The 26,444-nt window shown below is 73.7% G+C and carries 17 protein-coding genes; 7 read left to right on the top strand and 10 right to left on the bottom strand.

What is annotated here, in order from left to right; genetic code table 11:
• The first annotated feature begins 149 nt into the window (after positions 1–149).
• Positions 150–1,688: a hypothetical protein gene (locus tag ACFY8W_RS29750; RefSeq protein ID WP_391111720.1), complete on the top strand. Its 1,539-nt coding sequence runs from the start codon at positions 150–152 to the stop codon at positions 1,686–1,688.
• A gap of 61 nt (positions 1,689–1,749) precedes the next feature.
• Here the strand turns inward: ACFY8W_RS29750 and ACFY8W_RS29745 are convergent, their stop codons facing one another.
• The 5 genes from ACFY8W_RS29745 to ACFY8W_RS29725 form a co-directional block, all read right to left on the bottom strand.
• Positions 1,750–4,920: a hypothetical protein gene (locus ACFY8W_RS29745; protein ID WP_391111717.1), complete on the bottom strand. Its 3,171-nt coding sequence runs from the start codon at positions 4,918–4,920 to the stop codon at positions 1,750–1,752.
• A 229-nt stretch (positions 4,921–5,149) separates the two neighbouring features.
• Complete coding sequence (locus tag ACFY8W_RS29740) at positions 5,150–6,310, bottom strand: acyl-CoA dehydrogenase family protein (RefSeq protein ID WP_391111714.1); 1,161 nt, start codon at positions 6,308–6,310, stop codon at positions 5,150–5,152.
• A gap of 2 nt (positions 6,311–6,312) precedes the next feature.
• Complete coding sequence (locus tag ACFY8W_RS29735; protein ID WP_391111711.1) at positions 6,313–7,245, bottom strand: hydroxymethylglutaryl-CoA lyase; 933 nt, start codon at positions 7,243–7,245, stop codon at positions 6,313–6,315.
• A complete protein-coding gene (locus ACFY8W_RS29730) occupies positions 7,242–9,167 on the bottom strand; it encodes a biotin carboxylase N-terminal domain-containing protein (protein WP_391112221.1) in 1,926 nt (641 codons plus the stop codon). Before ACFY8W_RS29730 ends, ACFY8W_RS29735 begins: the two co-directional genes overlap by 4 nt.
• 26 nt (positions 9,168–9,193) lie before the next feature.
• Complete coding sequence (locus ACFY8W_RS29725) at positions 9,194–10,801, bottom strand: carboxyl transferase domain-containing protein (protein ID WP_391111708.1); 1,608 nt, start codon at positions 10,799–10,801, stop codon at positions 9,194–9,196.
• 112 nt (positions 10,802–10,913) lie between these two features.
• On the opposite strand from ACFY8W_RS29725, the gene ACFY8W_RS29720 reads away from it, so the two are divergent.
• Both ACFY8W_RS29720 and ACFY8W_RS29715 read left to right on the top strand, forming a co-directional pair.
• The gene (locus ACFY8W_RS29720; protein WP_391111705.1) at positions 10,914–11,525 is read left to right on the top strand and encodes a TetR family transcriptional regulator; all 612 of its coding nucleotides are present in this window, start codon (positions 10,914–10,916) and stop codon (positions 11,523–11,525) included.
• 119 nt (positions 11,526–11,644) lie between these two features.
• Positions 11,645–12,427 (top strand): phosphatase, encoded by a 783-nt coding sequence (locus ACFY8W_RS29715; protein ID WP_391111702.1) that lies wholly within the window; start codon positions 11,645–11,647, stop codon positions 12,425–12,427.
• Between the two features lie 38 nt (positions 12,428–12,465).
• Here the strand turns inward: ACFY8W_RS29715 and ACFY8W_RS29710 are convergent, their stop codons facing one another.
• The 4 genes from ACFY8W_RS29710 to ACFY8W_RS29695 form a co-directional block, all read right to left on the bottom strand.
• Positions 12,466–13,386, bottom strand: a complete 921-nt coding sequence (locus ACFY8W_RS29710) for a cation diffusion facilitator family transporter (RefSeq protein ID WP_391111698.1) — start codon at positions 13,384–13,386, stop codon at positions 12,466–12,468.
• 259 nt (positions 13,387–13,645) lie between these two features.
• Positions 13,646–14,521, bottom strand: a complete 876-nt coding sequence (locus tag ACFY8W_RS29705; protein WP_391111695.1) for an acyl-CoA thioesterase domain-containing protein — start codon at positions 14,519–14,521, stop codon at positions 13,646–13,648.
• The gene (locus tag ACFY8W_RS29700; protein WP_391111692.1) at positions 14,522–15,679 is read right to left on the bottom strand and encodes an acyl-CoA dehydrogenase family protein; all 1,158 of its coding nucleotides are present in this window, start codon (positions 15,677–15,679) and stop codon (positions 14,522–14,524) included.
• A 114-nt stretch (positions 15,680–15,793) separates the two neighbouring features.
• The gene (locus ACFY8W_RS29695) at positions 15,794–17,269 is read right to left on the bottom strand and encodes a helix-turn-helix domain-containing protein (protein ID WP_391111689.1); all 1,476 of its coding nucleotides are present in this window, start codon (positions 17,267–17,269) and stop codon (positions 15,794–15,796) included.
• 162 nt (positions 17,270–17,431) lie between these two features.
• On the opposite strand from ACFY8W_RS29695, the gene ACFY8W_RS29690 reads away from it, so the two are divergent.
• Positions 17,432–18,037 (top strand): hypothetical protein, encoded by a 606-nt coding sequence (locus tag ACFY8W_RS29690; RefSeq protein ID WP_384409240.1) that lies wholly within the window; start codon positions 17,432–17,434, stop codon positions 18,035–18,037.
• A gap of 12 nt (positions 18,038–18,049) precedes the next feature.
• Here ACFY8W_RS29690 and ACFY8W_RS29685 read toward each other — a convergent pair whose 3' ends face one another.
• Entirely contained in the window at positions 18,050–19,555 is a 1,506-nt protein-coding gene (locus ACFY8W_RS29685) for a PucR family transcriptional regulator ligand-binding domain-containing protein (protein ID WP_391111686.1), read from the bottom strand.
• Between the two features lie 138 nt (positions 19,556–19,693).
• On the opposite strand from ACFY8W_RS29685, the gene speB reads away from it, so the two are divergent.
• From speB to ACFY8W_RS29670, 3 genes are all read left to right on the top strand, one after another.
• Entirely contained in the window at positions 19,694–20,671 is a 978-nt protein-coding gene (gene speB / locus ACFY8W_RS29680) for an agmatinase (RefSeq protein WP_391111684.1), read from the top strand.
• A gap of 128 nt (positions 20,672–20,799) precedes the next feature.
• On the top strand, positions 20,800–22,482 hold the full coding sequence (locus ACFY8W_RS29675) for a thiamine pyrophosphate-dependent enzyme (protein WP_391111681.1): 1,683 nt from the start codon (positions 20,800–20,802) through the stop codon (positions 22,480–22,482).
• Between the two features lie 131 nt (positions 22,483–22,613).
• Positions 22,614–26,381, top strand: a complete 3,768-nt coding sequence (locus ACFY8W_RS29670; protein ID WP_391111678.1) for an ABC transporter transmembrane domain-containing protein — start codon at positions 22,614–22,616, stop codon at positions 26,379–26,381.
• Positions 26,382–26,444 lie beyond the last annotated feature (63 nt).

The raw sequence follows: 26,444 nt of genomic DNA, 5'->3' as shown, positions 1-26,444 counted from the left end.
GAACGGCCCGCCACCTCGCCCGCCCCGCCCGCCTCTGGCGGGTCACCACGTCGCCGCCCGATCCGCCAGGCCTCTGACGGAGTGACGGACGCGCCCGGCACGGTACGTCGCCTGGCCGTCGGGCGCCGGACCCGAGCAGCGTGGACCGGATGAGCCCCCTCACCGCTCCCGTACCGCGGCCGTCCCTCCCGGAGACCGGGTCCGACGGCCGCCGACGGCGCCTCACGCCGATCCCGCCGTCACACCCCGCGTTCCGGCCGGCCGCCCTCGCGGTCCTGTTCACCCTCGCCCAACTCGCGCTCGTCGTCCCCGGATCCGGCCTCGGCTGGGACGAGTCCGTCTACGTCAGCCAGGTCGGCGGCAACGCCCCGCCCGCGTTCTTCAGCGCGCCCCGCGCACGGGGCATCTCGTACCTCGTCGCACCCGTCGCCTTCCTCACGGCCTCCACCACCGCGATCCGCGTCTACCTGGCCCTGCTGTCCGGAGCCGCCCTGTTCGGCACGCTGTGGATCTGGCGCCGGATCCTGCCCGGGCCCGTGCTCACCGTCGCGGGCGGTCTGTTCGCCGGACTGTGGATCACCCTGTTCTACGGGCCGCGCGTGATGCCCAATCTGTGGTGCGCGTTCGGCGCCCTGGCCGCCGTCGGCTGCTTCCTGCACGCCGTCGGGAAGCCCCGGGGCCCCGGCCAGGGCCGTGCGGCCCTCCTCGGTCTCGGCGCCGCCGTGGGCGCGGTCACCCTGCTGAGGCCCGCCGACGGGTTCTGGCTGGCCCTCCCGCTCCTCGCGGCGGCCCTGCTCGTGCCCGCCTGGCGCCGCCGCCCGGCGGTGTCCCTCGCCCTCGTCGCCGGGCCGCTGCTCGGGGCCGCGCCGTGGATCGCCGAGGCCCACGCGCGCTACGGCGGGCTCACCGCCCGGCTGCGCCGCGCCGGCGAGATCCAGGGCCACCTGGGCTGGTACATGTCCGTCGACGACCACGTCAGGGCGCTCGCGGGCCGTACCCTGTGCCGGCCCTGCGACGTGCCCTGGGACCAACCGGTCACCGCCCTCTGGTGGTTCCTGCTGCCGGTCGCCGTCGCCGCCGGCATCGCCGCCGCCTTCCGGGCCGGCCGCGGCGCGCCCGCCGTCCTCGCCACCGTCACCGCGCTCTCGCTGGCCGCCCCGTACCTCTTCACCGTCGGCTACGCCGCGCCCCGCTTCCTGCTCCCGGCCTACGCCCTGCTGGCCCTGCCCGCCGCCGAGGCGCTCGTGCACGCGCTCACCGCGGTGCGTCCGGCCCGCCGGCCGCTGGCCGTGGGGCTGCTCGCCGGTCTCCTCGTCGGCCATCTCGCCGTCCAGTACGCCGTGCTCTCCAAGACCGTCGCCCACAGCCGCTCCACCCGCGCGCAGTTCACGGGGATCGCCACCGCCCTGCACGGCGCCGGCGTCCGGCCGCCGTGCCTGGTCAGCGGCAAGGAGTACGTGCTGGTCGGCTACTACGCGGGCTGCACCTCGCGCGCGGTCGGCGGCCACGACGCCGCCATCACCCCGGCGGGCGTCGCCGCGGCCGCCCGCCGCATGCCGGTCGCCGTCCTCGTCACCGCCGGTGCCGCACCTCCGGCGTACGCGAGGACCTGGCGGGCGGTGCGGCTGCCCGCGGCCCCCGGCTGGGACCGCTACGACGCCTACGTGGCGCCCGGCACGGCGCCGTGAAACGGGGCGCAGGGCCCCCGGAGGCGGGGGCCCTGCGTCATGTCCGGTTCCGCGCCGGGCGTCAGTTCACCACCCTCACGGCGTCGCAGCCCAGGTACGTGTACACCCGGCCGTCCGGCGCCCGGTACTTGCCCTTCAGACAGGCGCGGGTCGAGGAGAGCGTCAGCCCCGATTCGCTGGGCCTGAAGTGCATGACGTTGTCGGTGTCGCCGTCGCGGGTGCGCTCGTCCAGCTCGTAGGAGTCACCGGGGTGACCCCTGCCGTGGACCTCCCGGGCGCCGGCCGGGGTGGCGGTGTCGAACAGCCGCTCCCGCAGGCCCCAGTACGTCTGCGACACGTCGATCGCCCTCGCGTCGAAGGCCAGCGGCAGGCCGTACTCGCCGGCCCGGGTGGTCAGCGCGGCCAGGGTGGCGTCGGTGTTGAGGTTGACGGAGTTCGGGAAGCCGCCCGGCCGGACGTTGATCGCGATGGGCACCACGCAGTCGATCCGGAACGAGGTGGAAGCGGTGTTGTTGCTCGGGTCCGGGTCGACGTCCTCCGCGTTCTTCAGCGCCAGGCGGGAGTCCAGACGTACCTGCTTCAGGCCCGGCGCGGTGCACGAGAGCCGCACCGTGTACGTGGCCTTCTGCGGCGTGCCCGCGCGCAGCGCCGTCTGCTGGGCGGTCTGCGTCGCGGGGGTGACGGTGACTCCGGCGTCCGCGCCGGCCGTGGTGTTCAGCAGGGTGTCGACCGGGCTGGACGGTCCGGCGTTGGCGACGGTGACCTCCAGGGTCGCCGCGGCGGGCTCGCCGATGAGCACCTCCAGCGGACTGGTGGCCGTGGCACCGGTGATCGACACGTCGGCCTTGGCGATGACCCTGGTGTCCGAGGTGGCGGTGTTGTCGGCCGGCCGTGAGTCCGGGCCGGCGAGGTTGGTCACGGTGGAGGTCGCGGTGATCGTCTTCGGGCCGCCGTTGCGGTAGACGAGGTCGGCGGGGACGAGCGCGCTGATCGTGTACTGGCGGTGCGCGCCCTGCGGCACCTCGCTGAGGTTGCAGGTGACGGTCCGGCCGGAGACCAGGCAGGGGCCGGTCGTGGCCGGGTCGGTGACGTCGGCGGGGAGCTCGGTGGTGATCTGCGTGGACGTGGAGGAGTTCGGACCGTTGTTGGTCACGCCGACCGTCCAGGTCAGACGCTCACCGGCGGCGACCGGGTCGGGGGCGTCGGTGAGGGTCAGGCTGAGGTCGGTGGTGTTGCGGAGCGCGCGGATCCGCGCGGCTTCCTCCACGGTCGGGAGGGGCGGGTCCTCGCTCACCGGTGGCGCGCCGCCGGGCACCGGGAAGCGGTTCGGCATGTGCGCCTGGACGCGGGCCCAGTCGTTGTGGCCCTGGAGCTTCTCGTCGGTGCTGGTGTTCCTGCAGTCGTCCGGGCCGGTCGCGTCGATGTTGACGATCTGCTTCGCATCGCCGTCGTCGCCGGGGCCCGTCGGGTTGTCGCCGTTCCAGTCGGGGTTCTGGTTCAGGGGAACGGTGCGCACGGCACCGGCGCCGTCCGAGAAGACGAACTGGTTCACGGGGTCGCGCGGGTCGAGCACCTGGTTCTCGCGGAGGTCGTCCTCCCTGAGCTCGGGCAGCACCGCCTCGGACCGGCCCGGCTCGGTCGGGCTGGGCGGCCGGCCGAACAGGGTGATGCGGGCCGGGGAGAAGTCGACGATCGTTCCGCCGCCCACGCGCGGGATGCCGTCCTGCATGGAGTAGCTCATGACGCTCACGTAGTTGGGCTTGCAGTTGGGCTTCGCGTCCGTGCCCGCGTGGTGCAGCCCGAGGTTGTGGCCGAGCTCGTGCATCAGGGTCCCGGCGTCGGTGCGGTAGAGGATGATGTCCGTACCGACGCCGTAGCCTCCGCTGTCGCAGCCGGTGTCGGGGCCGGCGCCGTCGGTGTCGAGGTCCCGGGTGGTGTAGAGGACGTAGTTGAACGCCTTCTGGCGCGGCAGGTGGAAGTTGCGCGCCTTGGTGTCGCGGTAGTCCGCGTCGAGGTTGCAGTTGGCCAGCGGGCCTGCGATCGGGTTGCCGCCCCCCAGGTTGTCGCCGACGATGCAGTCCGGATCCTGCTCGTCGGGCCTGCCGTCTGCGTCGTCGTCGAGGTGATTGCTGCAGGTGGCCACCTTGAAGTCCTCGACGCCGAGTTCGCGGTCGTTGCAGTCCGGGTCGGCGCCGTCCGTACCGCTCGTGCCGTCGTTGTCCCGTCCGTCGGTGCAGGTGCCTTCGGGCGGGCCCTCCATGGCCGCCTTGTCGTGCAGGCCGCCGGAGTCGACGTGCAGCGTGATGCCGTCCGCGCCGTCCGGGTTGGACAGCGGGGCGGCCGCGAAGGCGTGCTCGACCGCCTGGATCGACTCGTGGGACGGCTGGGAGCCGTCCGAGTAGTCGAGTTCGACGAAGATGTCCTTGTGCAGCGGGTTCGCCTGGAGACCCGGCAGGTCGACGGCCACCGAGTTGTCCGGGTTGCGCACGCCGAAGCGCTCGTACCGGTCGGCGATGCCGTCCTGGTCGGCGTCGCTGTGCTTGCTGGTGGTGATGGTCACGCCGACCGCGGCGCGCTTGCCGTCCCCGGCGTTGGGGAAGTTCGGGTCGCCGTCGCCGATGGCGCACACCTGGCCCTGCGGATTCCCGGAGCGGTCGGTGCACGGCGGGTTCGGCGACGGGGTGAACCCGTACGCGAGCGAGTCGCCGGTCCAGGTGTCGTTGAGGGCGTTGTACGTGAGGTTGAGGTCGATGTCCTGGTTCTGCGGACTGATGTCCATCCGGTCGTCCGCGAAGTTCGCTCCGCCGTCCTCGTCCTTGATCTGGATGCCGACGGGGAACGTGGTCTGGTCACCGGGGAGGGTGACCTGCTGGGTGAAGACCCACGGGTTGGGGATGGCGCTGGCGTGGAAGGCGTCGTCGGAGACGATCCGGCCCGTCTGGAGCGCGTTGTCCCCGATCTTCACCTCCGGATAGAACTCGCCCTCCTCGCTGATGCCGTCGTCCGGCACCTCGAAGCGCTCGAACCAGTCCAGGCTCACGGTGACGGTCATGGCCAGCGGCGGCGGGTCGGCGGCGGTGGCCGGCTCCGGCAGCCCGGGCATCAGCCACAGACCGGGCAGGAGCAGGGCGGTCGCGGTGGCGGCCGTGGCGAGGCGCCGTCCGAGACGGCGTCGGCCGGAGTGCCGTGCTGACGGCGGTGGGACGGGGGATGGCGGGGTGGAACTCGGCATTTCTGCCTCCCGTGTGCGGGTGAATCCCCTACCGGCGCACAGACCAGGCGAGTGCGGAGCAAGGGATCATTCGCTGACGAATCGTGCCAGCGGGTGCGGCGCCCCGTCCGCACCTCGCACGCGGATTCCGCCCGAAGGGACGAAGCCGAAACGTTTCCCACCCGGCGGGACGGGCCGGCCCCCGGGGCGCGCTCCGGCGCGCGCCCCGGGGGCCGTGTCCGCGTTCGGGTCAGGACGGCAGGCCCAGCTCCCGGGCGATCAGCATCCGCTGGACCTCGCTGGTGCCCTCGCCGATCTCCAGGATCTTGGAGTCGCGCCACATCCGGGCCACCGGGTACTCGTTCATGAAGCCGTAGCCGCCGTGGATCTGGGTCGCCTCGCGCGCGTTGTCGACGGCCACCGTCGACGAGTACAGCTTCGCGATCGCCGCCTCCTTCTTGAACGGCTCGCCCATCACGAGCCGCGAGGCAGCGTCGCGCCAGCCGATCCGGGCCATGTGCGCCCGCATCTCCATGTCGGCGATCTTGAACTGGATGGCCTGGTTGTCGGCGATCGGACGGCCGAAGGCGTGACGTTCCTGCGCGTACTTCACCGACTCGTCCACACAGCCCTGCGCGAGCCCGGTGGCGAGCGCCGCGATCGCGACCCGGCCCTCGTCCAGGATCCGCAGGAACTGCGCGTAGCCGCGGCCCTCCTCGCCGAGCAGGTTCCCCACCGGGACGCGCACGTCGTCGAAGGAGAGCTCACGGGTGTCCGAGGCGTTCCAGCCGACCTTCGAGTACGGGGCGGCGACCGTGAAGCCCGGCGTGCCCGACGGGACGATGATCGAGGAGATCAGCGGCCTGCCGTCCGCCTTGCGGCCGGTGACGGCGGTGACCGTGACCAGACCCGTGATGTCCGTACCGGAGTTGGTGATGAAGCACTTCGAGCCGTTGATGACCCAGTGGTCGCCGTCGCGGACCGCGGTGGTGCGGGTGCCGCCGGCGTCCGAGCCGGCGCCCGGCTCGGTGAGGCCGAACGCGCCGAGCATCTCGCCGGCGCACAGCTTCGGCAGCCACTCCCGCTTCTGCTCCTCCGTGCCGAAGCGGTAGACCGGCATCGCGCCCAGCGAGACGCCCGCCTCCAGGGTGATGGCCACCGAGGAGTCGACCCGGGCCAGCTCCTCGAGGGCGATGCCGAGCGCCAGGTAGTCGCCGCCCATGCCGCCGTACTCCTCGGGGAACGGCAGGCCGAACAGGCCCATGCGGCCCATCTCGCGGACGATCTCGTAAGGGAACTCGTGACGCTCGTAGTAGTCGCCGATCTTCGGGGCGACGACGTCGTGGGCGAACGCCTCGACGGTGCGGCGGAGTTCCTCGTGCTCTTCGGAGAGCCGGTGGTCGAGGGACATGCTCAGGACTCCTTGTGGGAGAGCGCGCGAACGGTACGGGACGGGCTCGGTCGGCCCAGTTGTCCGGCCATCCACACGCTGGTGTCGGTGAGGGCGGCCAGGTCGACCCCGGTCTCGATGCCGAGACCGCGGAACATCCACACGAGGTCCTCGGTGGCGAGGTTGCCGGTGGCGGACTTGGCGTACGGGCAGCCGCCGAGGCCTCCGGCGGAGGCGTCGAAGACGGTGACCCCGTGCTCCAGCGCCGCGTAGGCGTTGGCGAGGGCCTGCCCGTAGGTGTCGTGGAAGTGCACGGCGAGGCGGGAGGTGGGGACCCCGGCCTCGTTCAGTGCGGAGAGGAGGGCCCGGACGTGGCCCGGGGTGGCGACGCCGATGGTGTCGCCGAGGCTCAGTTCGTCGCAGCCCATGTCGGCGAGGGCCTTGGTGACCCGGACGACCTGCTCGACCGGGACGGCGCCCTCCCACGGGTCGCCGAAGCACATGGAGAGGTAGCCGCGGACCTTCAGGCCGGCCTCTATGGCCCGGGTGACGGTCGGCGCGAACATCACGAGCGCCTCGTCCACGGTCCGGTTGAGGTTGGCCTTCGCGAAGGACTCCGTCGCCGAGGCGAAGACGGCGACCTCGCGGGCGCCGAGCGCGAGCGCCCGGTCCAGGCCGCGCTCGTTCGGAACCAGCACCGGCAGCCGTACGGGCAGGTCACGGACCCGCGGGAACAGCTCCTCGGCGTCGGCGAGCTGGGGCACCCACTTCGGGTGCACGAAGCTGGTCGCCTCGACCGTGGTCAGGCCCGCCGCGACGAGCCGCCGGATGAACTCGGCCTTCACGTCGGTCGGGACGGCCGTCTTCTCGTTCTGCAGGCCGTCGCGGGGCCCCACCTCGTGGATCCGGACCCGGGCCGGCAGGCCGGCCGCGGGCACGGTCATGGGCAGGCTCATGCGTCCTCCTCCTCGCGGGGCGTCACCACGGCCAGGACCTGGTCCATGGCGACGGTCGTGCCGGGCGTGACGTCCAGCTCGGTGACGGTGCCGGCGTGCGGCGCGGAGATGACGTGCTCCATCTTCATCGCCTCCACGACGAGCAGGCTCTGTCCGGCCTCCACCTCGTCCCCGACCGTCACCTTGACGACCGTGACGGTCCCCGGCATGGGCGCGGCGAGCGTGTCGGCCCCGCCGTGCCGGGCCCCGGACAGCGCCGCGGCGACGGGGTCGTGGTCGAGCACGTGCCAGGAGTCGCCGTCGCGGCCCAGCCAGTCGCCGGCGCGGTGGAAGCGGTGGGTGAGGCCGTCCACGGTCACGGTCACCGAGCGGTCCGTCACCCGCGCGCCGGAAGGCGCCCGGTGGGCGACGGGTTCGGCGCCCGGCACCCGGAACGGGAACTCGAGCGGCTTCGGAGCGCCGCCCAGGCGCCAGCCGCTGGGGACCGAGAACGGGTCGGTCCAGCCCTCGCGGGGCGCCGGAGCGAGCCCGTCGAGCCGTACCGCGGCGGCCGCCGCGTACACCTCCTCCGGGACGCCCTGCGGGACGAGGCTCTCCGCGTCACGCTCCACCAGACCCGTGTCCAGCTCGCCGGAGACGACGTCCGGGTGCGCCAACAGCCTGCGCAGGAAGCCCGCGTTGGTGGGGACGCCCAGGGCGACCGTGTCCGCGAGCGCGGCGCGGAGCTTGCGCAGGGCGGTGGGGCGGTCCTTCGCGTGGACGATGACCTTCGACAGCATCGGGTCGTAGAGGGACGACACCTCCGTGCCCTCGGCGAGACCCGAGTCGGTGCGCACCCCGTCGCCCTGCGGCTCGTTCAGGGAGAGCACCGTGCCGCCCGACGGCAGGAAGCCGCGCGACGGGTCCTCGGCGCAGATGCGGGCCTCGATCGCCCAGCCGTCCAGCCGGACGTCCTCCTGGGCGAACGACAGCGGCTCGCCCGCCGCCACCCGCAGCTGCCACTCCACCAGGTCCAGGCCCGTGACGAGCTCCGTCACCGGGTGCTCCACCTGGAGACGGGTGTTCATCTCCATGAAGTAGTACGAGGCGGGATCGCCGCCCGGCACGATGAACTCGACCGTGCCCGCGCCCACGTAGCCGCAGGAGCGCGCCGCCTCCACCGCCGCCGCGCCCATCGCCGCCCGGATCTCCGGGGTCAGCAGGACGCTGGGCGCCTCCTCGATGATCTTCTGGTGGCGGCGCTGCAGCGAGCACTCGCGCTCGCCCAGGTGCACCACGTTCCCGTGGGCGTCCGCCAGGACCTGGATCTCGATGTGCCGCGGCCGGTCGATCCACCGCTCCACGAGCAGGGTGTCGTCGCCGAACGAGGACCGGGCCTCGCGCCGCGCCGCCGCGATCTCCTCCTCCAGGACGGCCAGGTCGCGCACCAGGCGCATGCCCTTGCCGCCGCCGCCCGCGCTCGGCTTGAGCAGCACGGGCGCGCCCAGCTCGCGGGCGGCGTCGACGATGTCGGGGTCGGCGGCGCCGGGGACGACCGGCACGCCCGCCTTCTTCACGGTCTCCTTCGCCCGGATCTTGTCGCCCATCAGGGAGATGGCCTCGGCCGGCGGGCCGATGAAGACCAGGCCGGCCTCCGCGCAGGCCCGCGCGAACGCCGCGTTCTCCGCGAGGAAGCCGTAGCCGGGGTGGACGGCCTGCGCGCCGGTGCGGGCGGCGGCGTCGAGCAGGGCCGGGACGGAGAGGTACGACTCCGAGGCCGGCGCGGGCCCGATCCGTACCGCCGTGTCCGCCTCCCGCACGTGCCGGGCGTCGGCGTCCGCGTCGCTGTACACGGCGACCGAACGCACGCCGAGCTCGCGCAGGGTCCGGATCACCCGGACGGCGATCTCGCCGCGGTTGGCGACGAGGACGGTGTCGAACATGTGCTGCTGCATCGTCTGGGTGTCCCTCACATCCGGAAGACGCCGAACTGGGGGTCTCCCAGGGGCGCGTTGGCGCACGCGGTCAGGGCGAGACCCAGCACCTGCCGGGTCTCCATCGGGTCGATGACCCCGTCGTCCCACAGCCGGGCGGTCGCGTAGTAGGCGTTGCCCTGCGTCTCGTACTGCGCGCGGATCGGATCCTTGAAGGACTCCTCCTCCTCGGCGCTCCACGCGTCACCGAGCTGGTCGCGCTTGACCGTGGCGAGGACGGAGGCGGCCTGCTCGCCGCCCATGACGGAGATCTTGGCGTTGGGCCACATCCACAGGAAGCGGGGCGAGTACGCCCGGCCGCACATGGAGTAGTTCCCCGCGCCGTACGAGCCGCCGACGACCACGGTGAGCTTCGGGACGCGGGTCGTGGCGACCGCCGTCACCATCTTGGCGCCGTGCTTGGCGATGCCGCCGTGCTCGTACGCCTTGCCGACCATGAAGCCGGTGATGTTCTGCAGGAAGACGAGCGGGATGCCGCGCTGGTCGCACAGCTCGATGAAGTGCGCGCCCTTCTGGGCCGATTCGGCGAACAGGATGCCGTTGTTGGCGACGATGCCGACCGGGTGGCCGTGGATCCGGGCGAAGCCGGTGACCAGCGTCTGCCCGTACTCGGCCTTGAACTCCTGGAAGCGGGAGGCGTCCACGACCCGCGCGATCACCTCGCGCACGTCGTACGGCGTGCGGGAGTCCACCGGCACCGCGCCGTACAGACCCGCCGGGTCGACCTTCGGCTCCTCGGCCGGCTCGACCGACCAGGGGAGCGGGCCGCGCTCGGGGAGGGTGGCGACGATGTTGCGGACGATGCGGAGCGCGTGGGCGTCGTCCTCCGCCAGGTGGTCGGTGACCCCGGAGATCCGGGAGTGGACCTCGCCGCCGCCCAGCTCCTCCGCGGTGACGACCTCGCCGGTCGCCGCCTTCACGAGCGGCGGGCCGCCGAGGAAGATCGTGCCCTGCCCGCGCACGATCACGGCCTCGTCGCTCATCGCGGGCACGTACGCGCCGCCGGCCGTGCAGGAGCCCATGACCGCCGCGATCTGCGGGATGCCGGCGCCGGACATCCGGGCCTGGTTGAAGAAGATCCGCCCGAAGTGCTCCCGGTCCGGGAAGACCTCGTCCTGCATGGGCAGGAAGGCGCCGCCGGAGTCGACGAGGTAGAGGCAGGGGAGACGGTTCTCCAGCGCCACCTCCTGCGCGCGCAGGTGCTTCTTCACCGTCATCGGGTAGTACGTGCCGCCCTTGACCGTCGCGTCGTTGGCGACGATCACGCACTCGCGGCCGGAGACCCGCCCGATGCCCGCGATCACGCCGGCGGCCGGGGCCTGGTCGCCGTACATCCCGTTCGCCGCCAGCGGGGCCAGCTCCAGGAAGGGCGAGCCCGGGTCGAGGAGGGTGTCCACGCGGTCGCGCGGCAGCAGCTTGCCGCGCGCGGTGTGCCGGGCGCGGGCCTTCTCGCCGCCGCCGAGGGCGGCCGCGGCGAGCTTGTCGCGCAGGGTCGCGGCCAGCTCGTGGTGAGCCGCCTCGTTCGCCTGCCAGGCCGCCGACGCGGGATCGGCCGCGCTCGTCAGCACAGGTGCCTGCTGCATCCGTCGAGCTCCCTTGCTCGGTCGGTCCACTCGCTCAGGAGTGCTGTTAATGACCGTTAACGTATGTCCTTCAGGTTAACGACCGCTAACGGGGTTGTCTAGAATCGAATCCATGACCACGACGCCGACCCCGACGCCGGCCCCGAACGGCCGGACCGACGCCCCGACGCGACGCGAGCAGATCCTCAAGGAGGCCGCCCGCCTCTTCGCCGAGCGCGGTTTCCACGGGGTGGGCGTGGACGAGATAGGAGCCGCGGTCGGCATCAGCGGCCCCGGGCTCTACCGGCACTTCCCCGGCAAGGACGCGATGCTCGCGGAGCTGCTCGTCGGCATCAGCGAGCGGCTGCTCGACGGCGGCCGGCTGCGCGTCGCGGAGTCCGACGGGGACCCGCGCGCCGTGCTCGGCTCGCTCATCGACGGCCACGTCGACTTCGCCCTCGACGACCGGCCCCTCATCACCCTCCACGACCGCGAGCTCGACCGGCTCAAGGACGAGGACCGCAAGCGGGTCCGACAGCTCCAGCGGCAGTACGTCGAACTGTGGGTCGCGGTCGTGCGCGAGCTGTACCCGGCCGCGGCCGAGTCCGAGGCCCGCGCCGCCGTCCACGCCGTCTTCGGCCTCCTCAACTCCACGCCCCACCTGGGCACGCCGCTGGGCCGCACGGAGCTGGAAACCCTGCTCCGCGGGCTCGCCCAGGGCGCCTTCGAGGCCCTCGGGGCCTGACGGCCGCGGTCCGGGGGCCCGTCCGTCGGACCGCGGGCCCGTCCGCCGGTCCGACGGGTTCGCACGCCGGTTCGTGGGCTCCCCTCCTGCGGAGGCCGCGGACCGGCAGAATGGGGCGCATGCCGATACTCAGCCGCGCCGACCTCGTCGAGCACCTCGTCCGGACCCGTATCGCCGGAGACGTCGCCACCCCGCGTGACAACAACCTCAGCCACTACCGCAAGCTCGCCAACGGCGACCGGCACTACTGGTTCGGCCTCGACTTCGGCGACCGGTGGACCGACGAGCAGGACGTGCTCGCCGTGATGGCCGAGCGGTGCGGGGTCGTCGACGACCCGGCCCACCGGACCGGCCAGGACACCATCGACCCCGAGCTGACCGTCGCCGCGCTCGACCGGATGGCCGCCCGGCTCGCGAAGGCCGCCGCCGCGCAGGAGCGCGTGCTCTTCGCGACCGGCCACCCGGGCTCTCTGATCGACGCCCACAGCCGGGTCGCCGCCGCGCTGCGGGCGCGGGGCTGCGACATCGTCCGGATCCCGGGCGGGCTGACCGCCGACGAGGGTTACGTGGTGCAGTTCGCCGACGTCGCCGTCTTCGAGCGGGGCGCCTCGCTCTGGCACACCCACTCCCCGGAGCCCATGAACGCGATCCTCGACGGCCTGGCGGCGCTGGGCGAGCCCCTGCCGGACCTCGTGGTCGCCGACCACGGGTGGGCGGGCCGCGCGGCACAGCGGGGCGTGGACTCGATGGGCTACGCGGACTGCAACGACCCGGCCCTGTTCCTGGCGGAGGCGGAGGGCACGATGCAGGTCACCGTCCCGCTGGACGACCACGTCGTCGACCCGCGCTTCTACGAGCCGCTGACCGCGTACGTCCTGGGGGCGGCGGGGCTGCTGGACTGAGGGGCGGACCGCGCGGGCGGTGCGGGGGCCCGCCGCCGTCATCCGTGGCCCGGTGTCGGGTCCAGGTAGACCCGGCGGACGGCGGGGAAGCGGTCGCGGAGTCGTGACTCCGCCTGTTCGCAGGCGAGTTCGACCTGCTCGGCCGAGGCCATGTCCCGGAAGTCGATCTTCGCGGCGACCAGCACCTCCTCGGGCCCCTGGATCAGCGTCGTCAGGTCCAGGACGCCGACCACGTGGTCCACGGCCAGGAGTTCCTCGCGCACCGCCTCCCGCATCGGGCGGGGGAGCGGGCGGCCGATGAGGAGCTCCGCGTTCGAGCGGCCGAGGACCCAGGCCACGTAGACGAGCAGCACCCCGATGAGGATCGAGGCGACGCCGTCCCAGACGCTCGAACCGGTGATCTCGACGCCGAGCAGGCCGCCGGCCGCCAGCATCAGACCGGCGAGGGCGGCCGAGTCCTCCATGACGACCGCCTTGACGGTGGTGTCCGGGGTGAGGCGCAGATAGCGGCCGAGAGGGGCCTTCGTGCGGGCCGCCTCCGCCGTGACCTGCCGGATCGCGGTGCGCAGGCTGAAGCCTTCGAGGACGAAGGCGATGCCGAGGACGACGTACGAGACGAGCGGGTCGCCCAGCTCCTCGCCGTGGGTGAGGGTGTGGATGCCGTCGTAGACCGAGAAGACCGCGCCGCCGACGAAGGTGGCGACCGCGGCCAGCAGCGCCCACACGTAGCGCTCGCCCGCGTACCCGAAGGGGTGGTCCTCGTCGGCCGGCTTCCCGCCGCGCCTGAGGGCCGTGAGCAGCATGACCTCGGTGACGGTGTCGGCGAGCGAGTGGGCCGCCTCGGAGAGCATCGCGCTCGAGCCGGAGACCACCCCGGCGACGGCCTTGGCGGCGGCGATGCCCAGGTTGGCCATCGCCGCCACGATCACTGTGGAAGTACTCTCGCCCTGTTCCGCCATGAATCGGACGGTATGTCTGATTATCGGAGCGAGGCGCGAACGACACCCGTCCCGGTGCCAGAAAAGGGGCATGGCCGCAATCGCCGGCCGCCTGCGCTCGGTGCCGAGCGCACGCACCGTCGCCCGTCAGGTCCTCCTCCGGCAGGTGGCGATCGCCGCACCGTCGCGTTCCGGACGGCGGCTGACCGCACGAGGGTGGCGCGCTCGCCGTAGGGGGCGAGCCGCTCGCCGGAGGGGCGCAGGGCGAAGACCCGCCGGGTCATCCGCGCGGGACGCGGACGACACCCTCCTGGATGACGGAGATCGCCAGCCGGCCGTCCTGCGTGTAGATCCGGGCCTGGCCCAGACCCCGCCCGCCGGACGCGGTCGGCGACTCCTGGTCGTACAGCAGCCACTCGTCCGCCCGGAAGGGGCGGTGGAACCACATGGCGTGGTCGAGGGACGCCCCGACGACGTCGCCGACGGCCCAGCCGCCGCGCCCGTGGGCGAGCAGGATCGAGTCGAGCAGCGTCATGTCGGAGACGTAGGTGGCCAGGACGACGTGCAGGAGCGGGTCGTCGGCCAGCTTGCCGTTGGTGCGGAACCAGACCTGGGAGCGCGGCTCGCGGGGCTGTCCCACGGACCCCCACGGCGGCACCTCGGCGTAGCGCAGGTCCACCGCGGCCCGGGCCTCGATCAGCCGGTCCGCGACCTCGCGGGGGAGGTGCCGGGGCAGCATCTCGGCCGGGGTCGCCAGCGACTCCGGGTCCGGTGCGGCCGGCATGTCGTACTGGTGGTCCAGGCCCTCCTCGTACGTCTGGAAGGACGCCGAGAGGTGGAAGATCGGCTGGCCGTGCTGGACCGCGACCACACGACGGGTGGTGAAGGAACGGCCGTCCCGGATGCGGTCCACGTTGTAGACGATCGGCGCGCCCGGGTCGCCGGCGCGCAGGAAGTACGCGTGCAGCGAGTGGGCGGGCCGGTCCTCGGGGACGGTCCGGCCCGCCGCCACCAGCGCCTGGGCGGCCACCTGGCCGCCGAAGACGCGGGGGACGATCGACGGGCGGGACCGTCCTCGGAAGATGTCCTGCTCGATCCGCTCCAGGTCGAGCAGGTCGAGCAGGTCATCCAGGGCCGCGTGGTGCGCTTCGGGCACCTACAGGCCCATCGACTTGGCGATGATCGACTTCATGATCTCGCTGGTGCCGCCGTAGATGCGGTTGACCCGGTTGTCCGCGTACAGACGGGCGATCGGGTACTCGTTCATGTAGCCGTAGCCGCCGTGCAGCTGGAGGCAGCGGTCGATGACGCGGTGCGCGACCTCGGTGCAGAAGAGCTTGGCGGAGGCGGCCTCGGCCGGGGTCAGCTCGCCCGCGTCCAGGGCCTCGAGGGCGCGGTCGGCGACGGCCTCGGCGGCGTCGACCTCGGCCTGGCACGCGGCCAGCTCGAACTTGGTGTTCTGGAAGTGCGCGACCGGCTTGCCGAAGACCGTGCGGTCCGTGACGTACTGCTGCGCGAACCGGACGGCGGCCTTGGCCTGCGCGTACGCGCCGAAGGCGATGCCCCAGCGCTCGGAGGCCAGGTTGTGGCCGAGGTAGGAGAAGCCCTTGCCCTCCTCGCCGAGCAGGTCCTCGACCGGCACCTTGACGTCGACGAAGGCGAGCTCGGCGGTGTCGGAGGTGCGCAGGCCCAGCTTGTCCAGCTTGCGGCCGATGGAGTAGCCCTCGGACTTGGTGTCGACGGCGAAGAGGGAGATGCCGAAGCGGCGGTCCTCGGCCGACGGGGCGGAGGTGCGGGCGCAGACGATCACGCGGTCGGCGTGGACACCGCCGGTGATGAAGGTCTTGGCGCCGTTGAGGACGTAGTGGGTGCCGTCCTCGGAGAGCTTGGCGGTGGTCTTCATGCCCGCGACGTCGGAGCCGGTGCCCGGCTCGGTCATCGCGAGGGCCCACATCTCCTCGCCGGAGACGAACTTCGGGAGGTAACGCTTCTTCTGCTCGTCGGTGGCGAGCATCTTGATGTACGGCAGCGCGAGCAGGACGTGCACGCCGGAGCCGCCGAACTGCACGCCGGCGCGGGCGGTCTCCTCGTAGAGGACGGCCTCGAACTTGTGGGTGTCCAGGCCGGCGCCGCCGAACTCCTCCGGCACGTTGATGCCGAAGATGCCCAGCTCGCCGAGCTTGTCGTAGAAGTCGCGCGGCGCCTGACCGGCGGCGAACCACTCGTCGTAGACCGGGACGACCTCGGCCTCGATGAAGGCGCGGATGGTCTCCCGGAACGCCTCGTGGTCCTCGTTGAATACGGTACGGCGCACGAGCCGCCTCCTTCGGGTCCTGTCCTGGTCTCCGGCCGCTGCCCGGCGCTCAGACGCTTGTGGATGTTGTCTAAGCGCTTGCTCAGCCTGCTTTTCCTTGAAGTTACCCAGCAGTCACCCGCTCTGTCCAGAGCCCTCCGATGTGATCCAGCGCCGACTCTCGCCGTCGTACTCGTACGTGGGCCTGCCCGCGGCCCCGCTGGTACGGAACGGCCGCCCGCCCTCGTCCGTGATCCGCACGGTCCCCGACCGCCCCTCGGAACTCCACTCCAGCTCCAGGTACCACCGGCAGTCGCAGCCCGCCGTCCGCGCCGAGACGAGCAGTTCCTCGGGCTCCGTGACGGTGACCTTGTACGGGAAGGCGACGGCCGGGATCGACCGGCCCTCGCCGGAGGCGTCGTAGCCGTCGACCGGCCGGGCGAGCGGACGCGGCCGGTCGAGGTCGACGGCGAAATGGCGCGGCGTGAGCGCCCCGCCGCAGCCCGGGGACGACCGGTACGCACGCCACGGCAGCGGTTCGCCGCGCTCCACGACCCGCACGTGCAGCCCCCGCAGCACGACGGCGGCCCCCGACCGGCCCTGCACCGTGATCCGCACCGGCGTCTCACCGGCGGGCACGGCCCCCTGCGCCCGCGCCCACCCGGCGGCCCCGAAGCCGTCGGGTGGCGCGGGCATCCGCTGCGGGTCCCGGTCGAGGAGGAAGACGCCGCCGCAGTCGCCCTGCCAGACGTCGGAGGCGGCGGAGACCGTGAGCGGGGCAGGGGCGGCGGGGGCGGCGCTGCCGGACGCCGCGGGCGGTGTGGCGGGCGCACCGGCCCCGGGGCCCGACGACGGGAGCAGCAGCGCCCCGAGCCCCAGCCCGAGGGCGGCGACGGCAGCGGCGGCACCGACGACGAGGAGCGGGCGGCGTCGACGGGGGCGGGCGGGGCCGGCGCCGGTACGGGTGACGGGGACGGCGGGACCGGTGTCGGCGTCGACGCGACGCTCCTCGTCGAGGGCGGTGCCTGTGACGGGGAGGGGGCGGGGGCGAAGGCGGGCGGGGGAGCCGGCGAGGTGGCCGCCGGCCGGGCGCGAGCCCGCGCCGGAGGCGGCGGGCCGGATGTCTCCGTCCGGGTCCGCTCCCGTGTCCGGGGCCGCTCCCGTGTCCGGGTCCGCTCCCGTGTCCGGGTCCGCTCCCGTGTCCCCGGCGGGCTCGGCGTCCCGGCCGCCCGGATCCGGGGCCGGGGCCGCGGCGGGGTCCACGGCCGCGTCCGGGGCCGGGGCCGACGCGGCAGTGGGCGTCGAGGCGGCAGCCGGCGTCGGCGCGGCAGCCGGCGACGGCGCCGCCTGCGCCGCCGGGCGGCGGGCGTGGTCCGCGCGCTGCCAGGCGGCCTCCAGGACGCGGCGCTCCTCCTCGTCGGCGCCGCACAGGACGGCCAGGCGGTCGACGACCGTGAAGCTCTCCGGCACGGTCGCGCCGGAGCAGTACCGGTGGAGGGTGGACGCGCTGACGTTGAGGCGCCGGCCCAGCGCCTCGTAACTCCTCCCGTGCCGCGCCTTCAGTGCGCTCACGAGCCGCGCGAACTCCTCGACGGCGGCGTCCTTCGGCATTCCATCCCCCTCGACCCTGCGTCTCACCCTTCACGTTCTTGCACGTCAGCGGGGGTGGAATGGTTCCGGGACGGATGGTCGGCGCGTCACCGTTGCGAGCGGCGGGCGCCGGCCCGACGCTGGTGGAGCACCGACCGAACCAACCCACGGGGGATCCACCACATGAACACGTTCCGCACCGCACTGGCCACCGCCGCCGCTGCCGCCCTGGGTCTCGCGGCCCTCGCGACCGCCCCGGCGCAGGCCGCCGCTCAGCCCGCCTTCCTGGCCGCCTCCCAGATGCCGCCGTCGTCGACGCCGTGGACGGCGACCCAGATCTTCCCCGGCGTCCCCGAGAACGGCGGCGTCCTCTGCGCCTCGTACAAGATCCCGGCGCAGAACACCCGCTACCGCGAGTTCAGCACCGAGCTCGACACCAACGGCGTCCAGGTCACCACCGTCGCCCGCACCGAGGCCGACGCCGTGAAGCTGGTCGACACCCTCCGCAAGTCCCTGGCCGGCTGCGGCCCGCTGCTGGAGAAGCAGAACCCGGGCCTGAAGGCGGTCAGCGCCTACCACGGCAAGCTCGCCGTCGAGGAGGGCGCCTGGGTCTACAGCCTGGACACCGCCGACCCGCAGGTCGGCAACACCGACATCCACCTCTTCTCGGTCGGCCGCGACGGCCGCACCGTCACCCTCGTCCGCTGGGGCCAGATGGGCGACCTGAAGGACGCTCCGCTGACCGCCTTCCGCACGACGACGAAGACGGCCGTGAACAAGCTCTACTGACCCGCGCCGCGATCAGCGCGCCCCGAGCGCGAACCACAGCTCCATCCGCACGTCCGGGTCGTCCAGGTCCCGGTCGAGGAGCACCGCCGCGCGGGCGATCCGCTGGCGGACGGTGTTGCGGTGGATGTCCATCGCCACCGCCGTCCGGTCCCAGCTTCCGTGCAGCGAGAGCCAGGTGCGCAGGGTCTCGGCCAGCGCGGGGGAGAGCGGGGCCAGGACGGTACGGGCGTACGCCGCCGCCTCGTCCGGGTCCACGAGGCCGGCGAACCCGGCGGCGCGGTGCCGCACCAGCGCCGTCCGGGTCGCCTCGGCCCTGCGCAGGGCCCGCGCGGCCTGCGCGTCGGCGGCGGCGAGCGCCCCGGCCTCGGCGGGCGCGCTCACGCCGAGCGTCCAGCCTGGCTGGGCGGTGACGGCGACGGAGGCGGGAAGCAGGAGACGCACGGGTCGGGGGCGGCCGTCGTCGGACGGTACGGCGAGGGGGCGGCCGTGCGGGGGCGGTGCGGCACCGGGCGGCAGGCCTTCGCCCGGGTCCAGCAGCGGCGTGCCCAGTGCCGCCGCCAGTGCCGCCGCCGCGAACGGCGTGCCGTCGCCGCCGGAGGCGTGGACCACCGTCCAGGGGCCCGGGCCGAGGGCGGGGGCGGCTTCCGCCGGGGAGGCGCCGAGCAGGAGACGGACCAGGGCCGTGTCGCGGGCCGTGACGTCGGCGGCGCGGTGCGGGGCCGTGAGGAGGGACAGGAGGACGACGGCGACGCCCGCGATGGTGTGGTCGCTCGGCGAGCGCCGCTCCACGGCCACTCCCAGGGACAGCCCTTCGCCGCCGCCCAGCGCGTACGCGGCGAGGCGCAGCCCGCCGCCCTCCCCGCTCGCGGAGGCCGGACCGCCGGGTCGCGGGCCGAGCACCGCCGCCAGGTCGGCTAGCGCCCGTCCCGCCTCCGGCGGGACCTCGCGGCCGGCCGCCGCCGACTCCGCACCGTCCGGGCCGAACAGCACCGCCCGTCCGCCGAGCCGGGACGCGAGCGCGCCGAGGACGGCGGGCACCGGTGCCGGGCGGGCGGCGGCGGTCGCCAGGGACTGCTGGGCCTCGCTCACCCGGCGCAGCTCGTGCAGCCGGGCCTCCGCCATCAGCCGCCACAGCGCCCGGGCCACCGCCGTGAACGGCGTCTCCGGCGGCACCTCGATCAGCGGCAGCCCGTGTGCGGCGCAGGCCTCCACCAGGGCGGGCGGCACCGTGTCGTACACCGGCGTGACGCCGAAGCCGAGCGCCGCCGCGCCCGCCTCCACCACCCGCTCGACGTACCGCGCCGGGTCGGTGAGCTGGACGCCCGCCGTCATCAGCAGCTCGCCGCCGAGGAGGTACGGATAGGGGTCGGCCATCTCCGAGGTGTGCACCCAGTGCAGCGAGACCTCCGGCGAACCGGCGCGCAGCCGCAGTCCGAGCTCCTCGCGGGCGAGCAGCGCGGCCAGCGGGACCGGGGGCGCGGGAGGGGTGGCGGAAGGCGTCGGCTCAGCTGAGGACATGGCTGTGGACCCTTCGTACATCTCCCGGGTGAACGGTGGAGGAAACGTACACTTCAGTGTCGCCTTTCGGCCACTTAGTGTCGTGGGCGTCGTGACCCGACGCCGGCCCACCGAGAGACACCCCAGGAGGACCCGACCATGAGCAGCAGCGACCAGAACGCGTTCCGCGGCCCGATCGACTCGTCCCGCATCCCGCGGTACGCCGGTCCCGCGACGTTCGCCCGGCTGCCGCGACTCGACGAGGTCGGCACCGCCGACGTCGCCGTGGTCGGCGTCCCCTTCGACAGCGGCGTCTCCTACCGGCCGGGCGCCCGCTTCGGCGGCAACGCCATCCGCGAGGCCTCCCGCCTGCTCCGCCCGTACAACCCGGCGCAGGACGCCTCGCCGTTCGCGCTCGCCCAGGTCGCGGACGCCGGTGACATCGCGGCGAACCCGTTCAACATCAACGAGGCCGTCGAGACGATCGAGGCCGCGGCGGACGAGCTCCTGGGCACCGGCGCCCGCATGATGACCCTGGGCGGCGACCACACGATCGCGCTGCCGCTGCTCCGCTCGGTCGCGAAGAAGCACGGCCCGGTGGCCCTGCTGCACTTCGACGCCCACCTGGACACCTGGGACACCTACTTCGGCGCCGAGTACACGCACGGCACGCCGTTCCGCCGCGCCGTCGAGGAGGGCATCCTCGACACCGAGGCCCTCTCCCACGTCGGTACGCGCGGTCCGCTGTACGGCAAGCAGGACCTCACCGACGACGAGAAGATGGGCTTCGGCATCGTCACCTCGGCGGACATCTACCGCCGCGGCGCCGACGAGGTCGCCGACCAGCTGCGCCAGCGCATCGGCGACCGCCCGCTGTACATCTCCATCGACATCGACTGCCTCGACCCGGCCCACGCCCCCGGCACCGGCACCCCCGAGGCGGGCGGCATGACCTCCCGCGAGCTCCTGGAGATCCTGCGCGGCCTGTCCTCCTGCAACCTGGTCTCCGCGGACGTCGTCGAGGTCGCCCCGGCCTACGACCACGCCGAGATCACGGCCGTCGCCGCCTCCCACACGGCCTACGAGCTGACGACGATCATGTCCCGCCAGATCGCGGCGAGCCGCACCGCCGGGTAAGCGCACGGGTCCGGGGCCGCGGAGGCCCCGGACCCGCCACCCCACCGATCCGCTGGGCGCAGCCCGGAGCGACACTCGGGTTGCACGCTTGCACGGTCGCACGCACCCCACACGCCCCGAGGGACCCCATGACCCACGACCACGACCTGGTCCTGCGCCCCACCGCCGCGCAGACCGCCGCCGCCCTCAACCCGCCGGCCGGGCGCAACGGCGGCGACCTCGTCGTCGAGACCCTCTCCGGCCTCGGGGCGACCACCGTCTTCGGGCTCCCGGGCCAGCACGCCCTCGGCATGTTCGACGCGCTGCGCCGCTCCTCCCTCCGGTACGTCGGCCTCCGCGTCGAGAACAACGCGGGCTTCGCCGCCGACGCGTACGGCCGGATCACCGGCGAGGCGGCCCCGCTGCTCCTCTCCAGCGGCCCCGGGGCCCTGATGTCGCTCGCGGCGCTCCAGGAGGCGGCGGCCGCTTCCGCGCCGGTCCTCGCGATCGGCGCCCAGGTCCCGACGGCCGGACTCGGCGGCGGGCGGCACGGCTACCTCCACGAGCTGCGCGACCAGCAGGCCTCCTTCCGTGACGTCGTGAAGTCCGTGCACACCGTCCGCACCCAGTCGCAGATCCCCTCCGCCATCGCCGCCGCCTGGAAGTCGGCGCTCACCGCCCCGCACGGCCCGGTGTGGGTCGAGATCCCGCAGGACGTGCTGCTCGCCGCGACGACGCTGCCGGTCGTCACCGCCGTGGACGCGACTCCCGACGAGATCGCGCCGCGACCGGAGCTGACCGCGGTGGCCGCGCACCTCCTGGCGAACGCCGAGCGTCCCGCGATCATCGCGGGCGGCGGCGTCGTGCGCTCCGACGCCTCCGGCAAGCTCCGCGCGCTCGCGGAGCGGATCAACGCGCCCGTCGTCACCACGTTCGGCGGCAAGGGCGCCTTCCCGTGGCGGCATCCGCTGTCGCTCCAGTCCTGGCTGGAGGACCGGCACACCACCGACTTCCTGGAGGACGCCGACGTCCTCCTCGTGGTGGGCTCGGGCCTCGGCGAGCTGTCCTCGAACTACCACACGTTCGCCCCGCGCGGCCGGGTCGTCCAGATCGAGGCCGACGCCGGGAAGCTGGAGTCGAACCACCCGGCCCTCGGCATCCACGCGGACGCCCGCCTGGCCCTCCAGGCCCTCCTGGAGACGGTGGAGGTACGGGAGGATCCGAGCGCCCCGCAGCGGGTCGCGGCGGTGCTCGCCAAGATCGCGGACCGGCTCGCCGCCCAGGACCTGGACCTGGAGCAGCAGGTCGTGGCGGCCGTCCGGGAGGCCCTGCCGGCCGCGGCGCCCAGCTTCTGGGACATGACGATCCTGGCGTACTGGGCCTGGTCCGCCTTCGACGCCCGCCGCCCGAACACCATGCACTCCGCACAGGGAGCCGGCGGCCTCGGCTACGCCTTCCCGGCCGCCCTCGGCGCGGCGACGGCCGACCCGACGCACCCGGTGCTCGCGGTCTCCGGTGACGGCGGCGCGATGTACTCGATCGCGGAGCTGGCGACGGCGCGGCAGTACGGCCTCGACGTCACGTGGCTGATCGTCGACGACGGTGGCTACGGCATCCTGCGCGAGTACATGACGGACGCGTTCGGCGAGGCCACGGCGACGGAACTCGCCGGCCCCGACTTCGTCGCGCTCGCGCGCTCCTTCGGCGTCCCGGCGACCCTGACGACCCCGGACACCCTCGCGCAGGACCTCACCGAGGCCCTGCGGACCCCGGGTCCGTCGGTGGTCGTCCTCCCGGCCCTCCTCCGCATGTTCGAGCCGACGCACCTGTAGGCCGGTCCGGGGTCCTACGACCACGGACCGGCCGACGTCGGCCCATGGGCCCGGAATTGTTGCGGCGGGATGAAATCGCACGTCGGCCGTGTTGGGCCTTCCGGTAGGGCAGGACGAACGGGAGGCGCCACGTGGCGGCGGTGGGGCAGGAACAGCAGACGGGGGAGCGCGGGCCGGGCTGGGCGCGCAGACTGTGGGCGTACGCGTGGCGGTACAAGGCCGACGTGGTGCTCGCGCTCGGATCCTCCCTCGCCGGCATGGCCGTGCTCGCGCTCGTCCCGCTGATCACCAAGGTGATCATCGACGACGTCATCGGCGCGAAGACCGGGTCCCTGGGCACGTGGACCGGGCTGCTGCTCGCCTCCGCCGTCGTCGTCTACGTCCTCACCTACATCCGCCGCTACTACGGCGGACGCCTCGCCCTCGACGTCCAGCACGACCTGCGCACCGCGATGTTCGGGACCATCACCCGGCTCGACGGGCGGCGGCAGGACGAGCTGTCCACCGGGCAGGTCGTCGGACGCGCCACCAGCGACCTCCAGCTGATCCAGGGCCTCCTCTTCATGCTCCCGATGACCATCGGGAACGTGCTGCTGTTCCTCATCTCGCTCGGCGTGATGGCCGCGCTCTCCCTCCCGCTCACCCTCGTCGCCCTCGCCGTCGCCCCGGCCCTGTGGTGGATCGCCCGCCGCAGCCGCACCCGTCTCCACCCCGCGACCTGGTACGCGCAGCAGCAGGCCGCCGCCGTCGCCGGTGTCGTCGACGGGGCCGTGACCGGCGTGCGGGTCGTGAAGGGCTTCGGTCAGGAGGACCAGGAGACCGGCAAGATCCGCGAGGCCGGGCGGAGGCTGTTCGCGGGCCGGCTGCGCACCATCCGGCTCAACGCGAAGTACACGCCCGCCCTGCAGGCCGTGCCCGCGCTCGGCCAGGTCGCCGTGCTCGCACTCGGCGGCTGGCTCGCCTACCGCCAGCAGATCACCCTCGGCACCTTCGTCGCCTTCTCCTCCTACCTCGCCTCCCTCGTCGGCCCGGTCCGCATGCTCGCCATGGTCCTCACCGTCGGCCAGCAGGCCCGGGCCGGCGTCGAGCGGGTCCTGGAGCTGATCGACACCGAGCCGAGCCTGCAGGACGGCACCAAGGAGCTCCCGGCGGACGCGCCCGCGACCGTCGAGTTCGACGACGTGTCCTTCGCGTACGAGAGCGCCGACGGAAAGAGCAGCCCCGTCCTGGAGGGCTTCTCGCTGGAGATCCGGCCCGGCGAGACCGTCGCCGTCGTCGGCGCCTCCGGCTCCGGCAAGTCCACCGTCTCGCTCCTCCTGCCCCGCTTCTACGACGTGACCCGCGGCGCCGTCCTCGTCGGCGGCCACGACGTCCGCGAGCTCACCCTCGACTCGCTGCGCGCCGCCGTCGGCCTGGTCCCCGAGGACAGCTTCCTGTTCTCCGACACCGTCCGCGCCAACATCGCCTACGGCGTCCCCGACGCCACCCAGGAGCAGATCGAGACGGCCGCGCGCGCCGCGCAGGCCGACCGCTTCATCTCCGAGCTCCCGGACGGCTACGACACCAAGGTCGGCGAGCACGGCCTGACCCTCTCCGGCGGCCAGCGCCAGCGCATCGCGCTGGCCCGCGCGATCCTCACCGACCCGCGGCTCCTCGTCCTCGACGACGCCACCTCCGCCGTCGACGCCAAGGTGGAGCACGAGATCCACGAGGCCCTGAAGTCGGTGATGGCGGGCCGCACCACCCTGCTCATCGCGCACCGCCGCTCCACCCTCGGCCTAGCCGACCGGATCGCCGTCCTCGACGGCGGCCGCCTCGCCGCCATAGGCACCCACGAGGAGCTGGAGCGCGACTCCGCCCTCTACCGGCGGCTCCTCACCGACCCCGACGAGCTGGGCGCCGTCTCGCCCGGGCACGCGCTGCCGGCCGAGCTGCCCGAGGACCGCACGCTGCGGGCCGAGCTGGACGCCGAGTTCGACGCCGAACGCGGCATCACGCCCGCCCTGTGGGTGCGCGAGGAGACCGACGACCGGGAGGCCGCGGCCCCCGGGGCCACGCCGGAGCTGCTCGCCGCCGTCGAGGCCCTGCCGCCCGCGAGCGACGTCCCGGATGTCGACGAGACGCGGGCCGTGTCGCCCGAGGACTCCTACGGGCTGCGCCGCCTCCTCCGGGGCTTCGGGCTTCCGCTGCTGATCAGCCTCGGCCTGGTCGCCGTCGACGCGGGCGCCGCGCTGCTGCTGCCGGTCCTCATCCGGCACGGCATCGACGAGGGCGTCAACCGGCTGGCGATCGGCGCCGTGTGGGCCGCGTCCGCGCTCGCCCTGCTGACCGTGCTCGTGCAGTGGGTCGCGCAGACCGCCGAGACCCGGATGACGGGCCGGACCGGCGAGCGGATCCTCTACGCGCTGCGCCTGAAGATCTTCGCCCAGCTCCAGCGGCTCGGCCTGGACTACTACGAGCGCGAGCTCACCGGCCGGATCATGACCCGGATGACCACCGACGTCGACGCCCTGTCGACCTTCCTCCAGACCGGTCTGGTCACGGCCTTCGTCTCCGTCGTCACCTTCTTCGGCATCATGGTCGCGCTGCTCGTGCTCGACCTCCAGCTCGCCCTCGTGGTCTTCGCGACCCTGCCGGTCCTCGCCGTCGCCACGTACTTCTTCCGCCGCGCCAGCGTGAAGGCGTACGAGCTGGCCCGCGAGCGGATCAGCGTGGTCAACGCGGAGCTCCAGGAGTCCGTCGCCGGCCTGCGGATCGTGCAGGCCTTCCGGCGCGAGCGGGCGGGCGCCGAGCGGTTCACGGCCCGCAGCGAGGCGTACCGCGGGGCCCGCGTCCACGGCCAGTGGCTGATCTCCATCTACTTCCCGTTCGTCACGCTGCTGTCCTCGGTGGCCGCGGCCGCCGTCCTGATCGTCGGCGCGAACCGGATCGAGGCGGGCACGCTCACCACCGGTGCGCTGGTCGCCTACCTCCTCTACATCGACCTGTTCTTCGCGCCCGTGCAGCAGCTGTCGCAGGTCTTCGACGGCTACCAGCAGGCCGCCGTGTCCCTGAAGCGGATGCAGGAGCTGCTCCAGGAGCCGACCTCCACCGCCGCGGCCGACGCTCCGCGGGACGTGCCGTCGCTGCGCGGCGAGATCGCCTTCGAGGACGTCTCCTTCGGCTACGGGTCCGCCGAGGAGGGCGAGGCCGCCCTCACCGGAATCGACCTGCGGATCCCGGCCGGCCAGACCGTCGCCTTCGTCGGCGAGACCGGCGCGGGCAAGTCGACGCTGGTCAAACTGGTCGCCCGGTTCTACGACCCGACGGCGGGCCGGGTCACCGCCGACGGCACCGACCTGCGCGAGCTCGACCTCACCGCGTACCGCCACCGGCTGGGCGTCGTGCCGCAGGAGGCGTACCTCTTCGAGGGGACCGTCCGCGACGCCATCGCGTACGGCCGCCCGGACGCCACCGACGCCGAGGTGGAGGCCGCGGCCCGCGCGGTCGGCGCCCACGACATGATCGCCACCCTCGACGGCGGCTACCTCCACGAGGTCGCCGAGCGCGGCCGGAACCTGTCCGCGGGTCAGCGCCAGCTGATCGCCCTGGCCCGCGCCGAGCTGGTCGACCCGGACGTGCTGCTCCTCGACGAGGCCACCGCCGCCCTCGACCTGGCCACCGAGGCCCAGGTCAACGCGGCCACCGACCGTCTCGCCGGCCGCCGCACGACCCTGGTCGTCGCCCACCGCCTCACCACGGCCGCCCGCGCGGACCGGGTGGTCGTCATGGACCACGGCCGGGTCGCCGAGGACGGCACCCACGACGAACTGCTCGCCCGCGACGGGCAGTACGCGGCACTGTGGCGCACCTTCATCGGCGAGGGCGTCGAGGAGGAGCGCGCGGCGGAGGCGGTCTGAGCCCGGGCCCGGCCGGCCCGGGCCGTCTCTTCCGGATCTGGGCCCCTGCCCCTGCCCGTCTGA

This window comes from Streptomyces sp. NPDC012637 (assembly GCF_042954805.1).
Lineage (GTDB): Bacteria > Actinomycetota > Actinomycetes > Streptomycetales > Streptomycetaceae > Streptomyces.
This window is presented reverse-complemented; position numbering and strand designations above follow the sequence as displayed.